Source organism: Anabaena sp. CS-542/02 (genome assembly GCF_028331085.1).
Lineage (GTDB): Bacteria > Cyanobacteriota > Cyanobacteriia > Cyanobacteriales > Nostocaceae > Anabaenopsis > Anabaenopsis arnoldii.
The window spans coordinates 1-11,040 of the sequence record NZ_JAQMTM010000173.1 but is presented as its reverse complement, the minus strand read 5'-3'; the positions used below and the strand labels follow the sequence as shown (position 1 = coordinate 11,040).

The 11,040-nt window shown below is 41.8% G+C and carries 13 protein-coding genes; 3 read left to right on the top strand and 10 right to left on the bottom strand.

Going from position 1 to position 11,040, the window contains the following annotated elements:
- From PN447_RS18065 to PN447_RS18050, 4 genes are all read right to left on the bottom strand, one after another.
- On the bottom strand, positions 1-1,211 hold a 1,211-nt coding region (locus tag PN447_RS18065; RefSeq protein ID WP_271764393.1), incomplete at its 3' end, for a tetratricopeptide repeat protein.
- Between the two features lie 280 nt (positions 1,212-1,491).
- A complete protein-coding gene (locus PN447_RS18060) occupies positions 1,492-2,391 on the bottom strand; it encodes a glycine betaine ABC transporter substrate-binding protein (protein WP_271764392.1) in 900 nt (299 codons plus the stop codon).
- Between the two features lie 39 nt (positions 2,392-2,430).
- Complete coding sequence (locus PN447_RS18055; RefSeq protein ID WP_271734748.1) at positions 2,431-3,063, bottom strand: ABC transporter permease; 633 nt, start codon at positions 3,061-3,063, stop codon at positions 2,431-2,433.
- Positions 3,060-3,815, bottom strand: a complete 756-nt coding sequence (locus PN447_RS18050) for an ATP-binding cassette domain-containing protein (RefSeq protein ID WP_271764391.1) — start codon at positions 3,813-3,815, stop codon at positions 3,060-3,062. Before PN447_RS18050 ends, PN447_RS18055 begins: the two co-directional genes overlap by 4 nt.
- Positions 3,816-3,993: 178 nt before the next feature.
- On the opposite strand from PN447_RS18050, the gene PN447_RS18045 reads away from it, so the two are divergent.
- The 3 genes from PN447_RS18045 to moeB are packed head-to-tail and all read left to right on the top strand — an operon-like array spanning position 3,994 to position 6,046.
- A complete protein-coding gene (locus tag PN447_RS18045; protein ID WP_271764390.1) occupies positions 3,994-4,353 on the top strand; it encodes a four helix bundle protein in 360 nt (119 codons plus the stop codon).
- Complete coding sequence (locus tag PN447_RS18040; protein ID WP_271764389.1) at positions 4,353-4,820, top strand: M67 family metallopeptidase; 468 nt, start codon at positions 4,353-4,355, stop codon at positions 4,818-4,820. The genes PN447_RS18045 and PN447_RS18040 overlap by 1 nt, the downstream gene beginning before the upstream one ends.
- A gap of 53 nt (positions 4,821-4,873) precedes the next feature.
- Positions 4,874-6,046 carry a molybdopterin-synthase adenylyltransferase MoeB gene (gene moeB / locus PN447_RS18035; RefSeq protein ID WP_271764388.1) on the top strand — a complete coding sequence of 391 codons (1,173 nt, stop codon included), beginning with the start codon at positions 4,874-4,876 and terminating at the stop codon, positions 6,044-6,046.
- Positions 6,047-6,111: 65 nt separating this feature from the next.
- Here the strand turns inward: moeB and PN447_RS18030 are convergent, their stop codons facing one another.
- The 6 genes from PN447_RS18030 to PN447_RS18005 all read right to left on the bottom strand — a co-directional run.
- Positions 6,112-6,978 carry a DUF4231 domain-containing protein gene (locus PN447_RS18030; protein ID WP_271764387.1) on the bottom strand — a complete coding sequence of 289 codons (867 nt, stop codon included), beginning with the start codon at positions 6,976-6,978 and terminating at the stop codon, positions 6,112-6,114.
- Positions 6,979-7,249: 271 nt separating this feature from the next.
- Positions 7,250-7,978 (bottom strand): ABC transporter ATP-binding protein, encoded by a 729-nt coding sequence (locus PN447_RS18025; RefSeq protein WP_271764386.1) that lies wholly within the window; start codon positions 7,976-7,978, stop codon positions 7,250-7,252.
- 56 nt (positions 7,979-8,034) lie between these two features.
- The gene (locus tag PN447_RS18020; RefSeq protein WP_271764385.1) at positions 8,035-8,259 is read right to left on the bottom strand and encodes an indolepyruvate ferredoxin oxidoreductase subunit alpha; all 225 of its coding nucleotides are present in this window, start codon (positions 8,257-8,259) and stop codon (positions 8,035-8,037) included.
- A gap of 265 nt (positions 8,260-8,524) precedes the next feature.
- Positions 8,525-9,736 (bottom strand): ATP phosphoribosyltransferase regulatory subunit, encoded by a 1,212-nt coding sequence (locus PN447_RS18015; protein WP_271764394.1) that lies wholly within the window; start codon positions 9,734-9,736, stop codon positions 8,525-8,527.
- Between the two features lie 186 nt (positions 9,737-9,922).
- Positions 9,923-10,735, bottom strand: a complete 813-nt coding sequence (locus tag PN447_RS18010; protein WP_271764384.1) for an inositol monophosphatase family protein — start codon at positions 10,733-10,735, stop codon at positions 9,923-9,925.
- A 21-nt stretch (positions 10,736-10,756) separates the two neighbouring features.
- Positions 10,757-11,040, bottom strand: a 284-nt coding sequence (locus tag PN447_RS18005) for a transposase (protein WP_271764383.1), incomplete at its 5' end; no start/stop codon positions are given.

Sequence of the window (11,040 nt, the reverse complement as noted above, 5' to 3'; positions counted from 1 at the left end):
ATATAAGCATCAGCATAGTTAGGATTAATTGCAATAGCTTGGTTATAATCAGCCAGTGCTAATTCCCATACCCCCTGGTTATAGAAAACATTACCGCGACCCATATAAGCATCAGCATAGTTAGGATTAATTGCAATAGCTTGGTTATAATCAGCCAGTGCTAATTCCCATTCCCCCTGGTTATCGTAAACAAGACCGCGATTGTTGTAAGCATCAGCATAGTTAGGATTAATTGCAATGGCTTGGCTGTAATCAGCCAGAGCTAATTCCCATCCCCCCTGGTTATAGTAAACATTACCGCGATTGTTGTAAGCACCAGCATAGTTAGGATTAATTGCAATGGCTTGGTTATAATCAGCCAGTGCTAATTCCCATTCCCCCTGGTCATTGTAAACAAGACCGCGATTGATATAAGCATCAGCATAGTTAGGATTAATTGCAATAGCTTGGTTATAATCAGCCAGTGCTAATTTCCATCTTTTCTGGTTATAGTAAACAAGACCGCGATTGTGGTAAGCTATAGCATAGTTAGGATTAAGTTTAATAGCTTTGTTATAATCAGGCAGTGCTAATTTCCATCTACCCTGGTTATAGTAAACAATACCGCGATTGTTGTAAGCTATAGCATAGTTAGGATCAAGAGCAATAGCTTGGTTATAATCAGCCAGAGCTAATTCCCATCTCCCCTGGTTATAGTAAACAAGACCGCGATTGTTGTAAGCTATAGCATAGTTAGGATTAATTGCAATAGCTTGGTTATAATCAGCCAGAGCTAATTCCCATTCCCCCTGGTCATTGTAAACAATACCGCGATTGATATAAGCATCAGCATCATTAGGATCAAGAGCAACTGAATCAACCTGATTTGAATTTCCCGTGCGGGTATCTTGCGACTGCGATGATGTTACTGTTTTTTCTGGTTGATAAGCAGTTAAAGACTCAATTAACTTGCCATACTTAGAGGATAGAAGATTATAAGCCGCATTCTTCACATCGACTGATTCATCTGTAGTTAAAGCTTGGAGAAGTAAGTTAACCCCCTCATCTCCATAGTTCAGGGCTTGGGATATTGCATTTATCCTAACCTTGGGGTCAGGATTCTTATATTTCTGCTGTACCCCTTGGATTCCCCCTAAGACAGCAGCAAATTCTGGAGCGTTACCAGTACCACCTAGTACTACATCAAATTCCCCTGGTTGTGGCTCGTTCATAACAGGTTACCACTGGTAGTTAATTTAGTCTTACGGACATTATATAATGAGGTGTTACCCGATACTTGTCAGGTGGAAAGGTAATTAACCGAAGTTCAATTAAACTTCAATAATTCGACTTTTTTTCTACCGGCGATAATATCTATAGGGCGGCTCCTAAAACCTGTTCGTCGCTTACTTCCAGGTATCTTTGTGTAGCATCAAGCAGCAGCGTTTCGCGATCGCCATAGGTTTGTATGCAGTAAAAATACCCATGGGATGAGTTATTAATCAGTTATATCTAGAGTTGTTTTGATTTGCGAAACTCGCTCACCACAGTTTTAATATCTTGTAATTCCCCTTCCACGAGGTTATTTAATTGTCGTATTTCTTGCTCCGTAATTTTCCCGGTCAGTTGATTGATAGCTGCTCTTAATTGTGGATATTTCTGTAAGGTTTCTTTACGGACAATGGGCACTGCTTCATAATGTGGAAAATACTGTTTATCATCTTTAAGTACTACTAAACCTAGTCGGGATATTTGCCCATCTGTAGAATTACCCGCCACCATATCCACTTGTTTTTGAGTCAAGGCTCGATAGATTAAACCTAAGTCCATAATTTGGGGAGGTCTAGCAAACTCTATACCATAGGTTTTAGCGAATCCGGGGAAACCATCTTCCCGTTCTAAAAATTCGTAACCGAACCCACCGCGCCATTTAGGTGTATATTTAACTGCATCTGAGATGGTTTGAAGATTGTACCGTTGAGCATCTTCAACACGCACAATTATGGCATAATTATTTTCAAAACCTAAACTGGGCATTACTTCTAAGTTAAACTGTTGTGCATAGGCCTGTGTTAACTTTTCGCTAACTAGCTTGGGGTCATGTACTACTTTCTCTTTTAAAATGGCATTAAACGCTGTACCTGTATACTCAATATAAGCATCAATTTGTCCAGCCAGAAGCGCATTATGACAGACAAAAGTCCCACCTAAACGAGGTCGGCGAGTAACTGTTAAATCAGTATGCTCCTCAATTTGCTGGGCTAAAAGTTCCCCCAAAATATCTTGTTCAGTAAAATTCTTAGAAGCAACAACAATATCACCAGTATCCCTAGGAGTAGAATTGAAATTACAACTAGCGATCGCTACCAACATCAGACAAGTTAAAACAGACAACAACAACAATCTTTTCATTTGTTCCCAAAGCCATAACCACCATAAACCATCAAAAATTTAAGTTTTAACTGTTAATTTTCTTTCTAACCAACCAATACCCCCATCAGCCAGCAGAGCAAGAATTGCCGCCGGGACAGCCCCAGCTAAAATTAATTGATTATTTACCACGGCAATTCCGCGAAAAATAAACACCCCCAAACCACCAGCACCAATAGCGGCGGCGATCGTCGCAATACCGATAGAAATTACTGTTGCTACCCGCACACCTGCCAAAATCACCCCCATAGCCAAAGGAATTTCTACCTGTGACAATAATTGTCTATCTGTCATTCCCATACCTCTACCAGCTTCCCGAATTGCGGCATCTACCCCAGTGATACCAGTGTAAGTATTACGGATAATGGGCAAAAAGGAGTATAAAGTTAGGGCAACTATGGCGGGAATCATACCAATACCCCCAATAATCGGCACTGGAATCAGTAAACCAAATAATGCTAGGCTGGGGACGGTTTGCAAAATATTGGCAATACCGAGAACCCCCTGGCGCAGGTGAGTTTTGCGGGTGATGAGAATACCTAAGGGGATACCAATGACTGTCGCCGTGGCCATGGCAATGCTGACCATAAATAAGTGTTCTAGGGTATGTTGGAGGATTTCCGGAGCATACTTAAACAAGAAAAAGTCATTCATAAATTTTCCAGAGATTGCAGACATTTGAGAAAAGCTAGACTTTCAGGATGTACAGATCCCTTAAATTCATCCTTTGTCCCTAATAGTACTAGTTCTCCCTGAGAGATTAACCCAACTCGGGAAGCCAAAACAAAGGCTTCTTGAATATCATGGGTAATAAACACCACAGTCTTATTTAATTCTTGTTGTAACCGGTGAAATTCTTGTTGTAGTTCTAAGCGCGTCATGGGATCAAGGGCGGCAAAGGGTTCATCCATCAATAATACTGGCGGGTCGGCAGCTAATGCCCTAGCTACACCTACCCGTTGCTTTTGTCCCCCCGAAAGTTCATGAGGATAACGCCCAGCAAATTGTTGAGGCTCTAACCCTACCATTTGCAACAATTCATACACCCGGATTTTAATTTGTTTAGATTGCCAACCCAGTAAAGTCGGCACTAAAGCTACATTACGTTCTACGGTGAAATGGGGAAATAAACCAGTTTCTTGAATGACATAACCAATATTGCGCCGTAATTTAATTTCATCCCATTCAGTGGTGGGAATGCCATTAAATAATACTTCACCTTGTGTAGGCATCAAGAGGCCATTGATTAACTTCATAGTAGTGGTTTTGCCGCTCCCACTACGTCCGAGTAATACTAGGGCTTCTCCCTGAATAATAGAAAAATTGAGATGAGATACCAAAAAGCGATGGTTCCGTCTAAGGGTAACATCGCGGAATTCCACTACAGTAGGTTGATGGGGTTGCATTATCAAGTTGATTTTTGCTAGGATTATTTTATACTAAGAATTACAGTTAATGATATTCTGGTTTTTCCAGGAATTGGATGATATTTAATTGGGTAGCATAGTGCTAGTAGCTCAATAGTGGCATATGATGATGAGGTAGGCATTGGTCACCCCATAAATCCTCAAGGATACCAATACAATGACAGATTTTAGAGAACTGCAAGAATGGGAAAAAGCGCATGAACTGACAATTGCAGTTTATGAAATTACTAAAACCTTTCCAGAGGAGGAATTACTGGGACTAACACAACAAATCCGTTTAGCTTGTGCTTCCATTGCCATTAAGATCGCTCAGGGATGCGATCGCGATGACTATGAAATCCAACTGGATTGTCTGGAAATGGCGAGGGATGGAGTAATTGAAGTGGAATATTACCTGCTGCTTTGCCATGACTTGCATATACTGAAAACTTCTGATTATGATCGACTCATCAGTGATGTCGTGGAAGTTAAGGAACTGCTAGCATCTTACATTGATCAGCAAAGCCACAATTTTTGATGAATAGTCGGGTGCTCAAACTCCTTCCTCACCACCAGCAAATGATTTGTAACCATGGTGAAAGCACCTACCCAGAAGAATGCTGTGGGCTAATTCTTGGTCGTCTGGGTAGGGAGGGTAAAACTGTGATAGAGATCATACCCACAGAAAACGCCTGGAATAGCCAAGGCCATGATTTTACTGGTGAACAGATAGTAGAGAGTACCCGCAGACGATATGCGATCGCCCCCCAAGTGATGTTACAAGCACAAAAAACAGCACGCGATCGCGGTCTGAATATTATCGGTATTTACCACTCACACCCTGATCATTCTGCTATACCTTCAGAATGCGATCGCCTATATGCTTGGGCGGAATACTCGTATATAATAGTTTCCGTTAACAATGGCAAAGCTGGTACAGTGAAAAGTTGGAGTCTGGATGAACATGATCAGTTTCAACCAGAGTTCATTAACAGGATAATTTAAACATACCGTTTTTTCGATAGCATAAGTATTCCTCGCTGATCTACTTAATTTCTATGCTCAATCCCAATCTGGATGAAATCCAGTTGACCAAAGACGATTATGAACGCTATTCCCGCCATCTGATTTTGCCAGAAATTGGGCTGGAAGGGCAGAAGCGTTTAAAAGTGGCTAGTGTGTTGTGTATTGGTACTGGTGGACTAGGTTCGCCATTACTGTTATATCTTGCTGCAGCAGGTATTGGCCGCATTGGTATTGTTGATTTCGATGTCGTCGATACTTCCAATCTGCAACGCCAAGTTATTCACGGTACATCCTGGGTAGGTAAACCCAAAATTGAATCGGCAAAAAATCGCATTCACGAAATTAACCCCTATTGTCACGTTGACTTGTACGAAACTCGTCTGAGTTCCGAAAACGCCCTAGATATCATGCAGCCCTATGATATTGTGGTTGATGGTACTGACAATTTCCCCACCAGATACCTGGTTAATGACGCTTGCGTGTTATTAAACAAGCCCAATGTCTACGGTTCTATTTTCCGCTTTGAAGGACAAGCTACAGTATTTAACTACGAAGGTGGCCCTAACTATCGTGACTTATACCCAGAACCACCACCACCAGGAATGGTTCCCTCTTGTGCAGAAGGTGGCGTACTGGGTATTTTGCCGGGAATGATTGGGATTATTCAAGCCACGGAGACGGTAAAAATCATCACAGGACAAGGTAACACCCTCAGTGGAAGATTACTCTTGTACAACGCCTTAGATATGAAATTCCGGGAGTTGAAACTGCGTCCTAATCCTATTCGCCCCGTAATTGAAAAGCTGATAGACTATGAACAGTTCTGCGGAATTCCCCAAGCTAAGGCAGAGGAGGCTAAACAGCAGATGGAAATGTCAGAAATGACTGTCAAAGAATTGCAGGAATTAATAGATAGCGGTACAAAGGATTTTGTCCTGTTAGATGTCCGTAACCCTCATGAGTACGAAATCGCTAAAATTCCTGGTTCTGTATTGATCCCCTTACCAGATATTGAAAATGGCGACGGTGTAACCAAGGTGAAGGAAATACTGAATGGTCACCGCTTAATTGCTCATTGTAAACTGGGGGGACGTTCTGCCAAAGCTTTGGCTATCCTCAAGGAAGCCGGAATTGAGGGGACTAATGTTAAAGGTGGAATTAATGCTTGGAGTAAGGAAATCGATCCTTCGGTTCCAGAGTATTAAAATGTTTTAGGCAAAATAACGCAGAGATTTCAAGATTCTCTGCGTCTGCTGCGCCCTACTGTTAATTAGGTAGTTGGTTGAGATTGATTTTCATTATTAGCTGGGGTTGATTCTTGCTTTTCTGACTGAGGAGCATTATTTTGCTGCACTTGCTCAAAATGAATGTTATTCACCTGTTGAATAAAGTATTCTAATGCTTGGCTGACATTTTTTTGCTGTTGCACTTCGTCAGAAATATCACACAGGCGATAAGGTTGTGTCACACCCAACACAAATTTTTCTTCTTCAGCTTCTAAGCGTTCAACTACTGTGTTAGCCGCTACCCAATTCTTTTGAAAAGGAAACGATGTAACTATACTGGCCAGTATAGACGCAATAGCAGGACAAATAACTGGTAACCATTTTAACCAAGTTTGGCCTGCTTCTATTTTATCTACTAGGACTAAAATAGGTGTGATTCCTGAAAAGACCACAGTCGTAATTTGCAGAACATAGTAAATCGTTCTCGATAAATCCCGAACCCGTTTATAGTCGTTGATCAAATTTTGGCAATATTCTAGGGCTTTAGCTTTCACGGGAGTGAAATTTTTCAGTTGCCAAGAGCTATCATTCAATAAGTAGGTATATATTTCTGCTTTTTTCTTGGCTTCATGCTGACTAACTGCTTGTTGCGATTCCTGAAAAAGTTGTCTATTGATGATGAATACTACAAGGACAAGACAGAGTGATATAATACTATAAAGAACTAATTTTTGATTGTCGGAAAAACTAATAGCAATAATACTAATTAATAGTAATAATGCTATCAATAATTTATCAATTATCTTCAGGGTTAAAAATCTTTTCTCTTCAGGCGAACTAGATAAAATAGGTATAGTTTCAGCCTGACTGTTGGGTGTTAAACTATTAATCATTAAGTCTGGTGTAGTCATCAATTAATGTCTCCAGTAATTTCTGAGTCAGTGATTATATTAATTATGTCCAGTTAATCGAAGCTAAACAGAAAATGCCCTGGTTCACCCATGAATTTAGGCATTAAAATACACTAGATTGTAATGAAACAATAAAGCTGATGCAATGGGGAATGAAGATAATTAAGCTTTTTTTAAGCAATTACCAGAAAATATAGTCAGATATTTCTACTGGCTATAGTATTAGTATCATATTTACTTTCCACTCAGACACTCCAATCCCCAATGAAAATTAATGGGTTTTACCAGCACCCAAATATAATTCAGCTACTTTAGGATCATGTAGTAATTCTTGACCAGATCCAGAAATAGCATCACGTCCCGACTCTAGGACATAGCCACGGTCAGACATTTCTAAGGCTTTACGGGCGTTTTGTTCCACTAAGACAATTGCTGTACCTGTGTGATTAATTTGTTTAATCTGCTCAAATACTTGGGTAACTAGAATGGGGGATAAGGCCGCAGAAGGTTCATCTAATAACAATAAACTCGGTTCCAACATCAATGCTTTCCCCATGGCCAGCATTTGGCGTTCTCCTCCTGAGAGTGTACCAGCACGTTGGCGACGGCGATCGCCGAGTCTAGGAAACATAGTAAAAATTTTGTCTTTCAGGGGTTTGAGGGTGACATCCCGCACAAAAGCCCCCATTTCTAAGTTCTCTTCTACACTCAGGGAAGGAAAAACATTAGAGATTTGTGGTACATAACACATCCCCCTCCTGACGATTTGATTGGACTTTAGCCCGGCAATATTTTCACCTTTAAAGGTAATAGTACCCGTGTGAGGAGTTAACAGCCCAAAGATGGTTTTGGCTAAGGTGGATTTACCCGCACCGTTGGGGCCAATCACTGCGACCAGTTCACCAGGTTTGAGACAAAAATTTACTCCCTGGAGGATATCTATATCTTTAATGTATCCAGCGTGGACATTTTTAACTTCTAATAAATAGTCATTACTCATTGGTCATTAGTCATTGGTCAACGGTCTTATAAATATAAAACGTTGACCGAAAAATTTTAAGGTGTTTTTTGTAAATCAGGTCTTTCTTCGGGAAGGATCGCATCTGCTACTGGGCAAACTTGGATACATATACCACAATCGATACAGGTGGCAAAATCAATCCAATACCAATCGGTCCCCTTGACATTTTTACCTGGGCCTTCATGAATACAAGCTACTGGACAAGCATCTACGCAGTCAGCAACACCTTCACAAACATCAGTAACAATGGTGTGCGGCATTTTTTCAATTCCCTTTCTTTCGGATCAGCTATATCTAGCCTAGCAGGATTATCTACCTTAAACAGCAAGAAGACTCACACCTACCCAATAGGGAGATGTTGAGATGAATTGCGAGTGAAAGGATTGCGACTTTTGGAGTTAGGAACTAGCTCTTTTGCCGCAAGGTCAGTGTAGGTAGTTCCCCAACCTCCACCTCACCCCCAACCCATCTTCTGACCCAGCAGAGGTGAGTTAAAGATAGGGCGAGGTTTTGTGCTAGAATGAACTACAGCAATGGTTCATTGATAATGGAACCATCTGATTTAACCCAAGCAATTTGGGCAATACCTCGATCGCTGGCGTATTGTCTAATAGCTTGTTGATCTGTGCCACCTAAATCCATTTCTACTCGTACCAAATCAGGACAATCACGCAGTTTTTGGGCGTGGGCAAAGGCTGCATCTGTAGCATTTGGTGTCTGGGCTACTACTAACCAGTGACTGACTGGGGTTGATTGTGGTAATTGCTGAGTAGATAAAATAACTTGGTATAAATCTTCGATGTTTAAGACAAAACCAATCCCAGGAATATCTTCACCTTGGGGATGATATAAACCTAAAAGCTTGTCGTAGCGACCACCCCGCCCTAAAACTCTGGCTTGTGAACCAGTATCGCTAACAATTTCAAAGACTATGCCAGTATAGTAGTCTATAGTTTGGATTAAGCTGAGGTCAAGAATTAAAGGAAAATTCCCTTCTGATTGTAATAACTCTACCACAGATTTGAGATGATTAACCATCTCTTGCTGCTCTGGAGCTAAACCAAGAGCACTAACTTTTTGTAAGACATCCCCACTATCACCGCGCAAGTCCATCATAATTCTGGCGCGATCGCGTAATTCATCGCTTAGGGGTAAAGTATCTATGGCGATGCGGTCAAGATGGGCGATCGCAGTGCGAACTTGAGCTTGGAGATTTCGGGGAAAAGCATCCAGAAGCGATCGCGTAATTCCCGCTTCGCCCAAAATTAAATGCCAATGAGGCAACCCCAGTACCGCCAGACAATTGCTTGCCAACAGCAGCACTTCTGCATTAGCTAACAATCCCCCCACACCTAACAACTCCACCCCAGCTTGATAAAACTCTTGCTGGCGATTGTGCCTGTTTTCCCAGGTACGGCGAAAGACATTGGCATTATAGTAGAGGCGTTGGGGATAGGTAACATCCGCCATCCGCGTAGCCACTGCACGAGCAATAGAAGCGGTCAATTCTGGGCGCAGTCCTAATTCTTCATCTTCACCATTTTGTAGTTGAATCACCATCTGGCGCTGAATTGCTTCTCCCGCCATCAGAGTATCCATGCGTTCCAAAGTTGAAGTGATAATCCTGTGATATCCCCAACGATGAAACACCTGCTGTAATCTATCTTCAATCCAGCGTTTTTGTGCCACATCTAAAGGTAATAAATCCCTGGCTCCCGCTGCTGGTTGATACACCATTATTTTTTCTTCCCACCAAACAAACCACCAAACAAACCCCACCTCCAGATTTACCTGCTTGCTTACAGCTATCATCAGGAGGTGAAGTTGCTGTCGGGCGACTAACTAGTTAATTGCCTTCAAGCCTTTTCTATTTTAGGTTTGGTTGTCAACCCTATTTCGTCAGTGGGATTTAATTTTCCACTATTATTTCCACATCGACAAAGGCGGGACTTCCACCAACTGATGACTAAGCTGGTCGTGAATCTTGCCATTAGTAGCCAAAATTCTACCGGATGCTATGTTGAAAGGAGTGCCGTCATAGGCAGTAACTCTACCCCCAGCTTCCCGCAATAATACTACACCGGCCACCACGTCCCAGGGAGAAATCCCCCTTTCCCAGTAACCATCTACACGGCCGCAAGCAACATAAGCCAAATCCAGGGCGGCGGAACCACTACGCCTCACACCTTGGGTAAGATGAGTCAGGTGGCAAAATTCTGCATAATTATTATCCGATGTTTCGCGGCGATCATAGGCAAACCCGGTTACCAAAAGGCTTTTACTCAAGTCAGATATTTCTGAAACCTTGATAGAATGGCGGTTGCGCGTCGCCCCTAAGCCAGTGGCTGCCCGAAATAGTTCATCATGGAAAGGATTATAAATTACACCTACTTGCGGCACACTATCAACTAATAAACCAATAGAAACAGCAAAAGCCGGGTATTGGTGGGCGTAATTAGTTGTACCATCTAAGGGGTCAACTGCCCAGAGATACTGATGATCTTGATTACCCAACTTCCCTGATTCCTCCGCCAGGATGGAATGTTGGGGAAAATGGCGACGCAAAATTGACAAAATCTCAGCTTCCGAGGCTTTATCCGCGACGGTGACTAAATCACCAGGGCGGCCTTTTTCGGTAATAGCACCTTCTAACTTACCCAAATACCCCTGCAAAACTGCACCTGCAGCCAAGGCCGCTTCCGTAGCAATGTCTAGAAAAATTTGTAAATTAGTCATTAGTGATTAATCATTGGGAAGTTATAATCTTTCCGATCCAAAAAAGCTAACTAATGCTAACAAAAGGCTGCTTTTTTTTCTGTGTTTCACCCTAGAAGTGTCGGCACTATCTAGTTCACAGGCTAACACGGTCAATCTGACCGCTTCTTGTTTTAAATTCATCACCGCGTTTAAATCTCTGTCACTCTCAAAGCCACAACTATCACATTTAAACACTCTTTGAGATAATGGCAGTGATGATTTCTTTTCTCCACAACTTGAGCAAGTCTTACTACTGGGATAAAATCTATCCACAATTACCAACT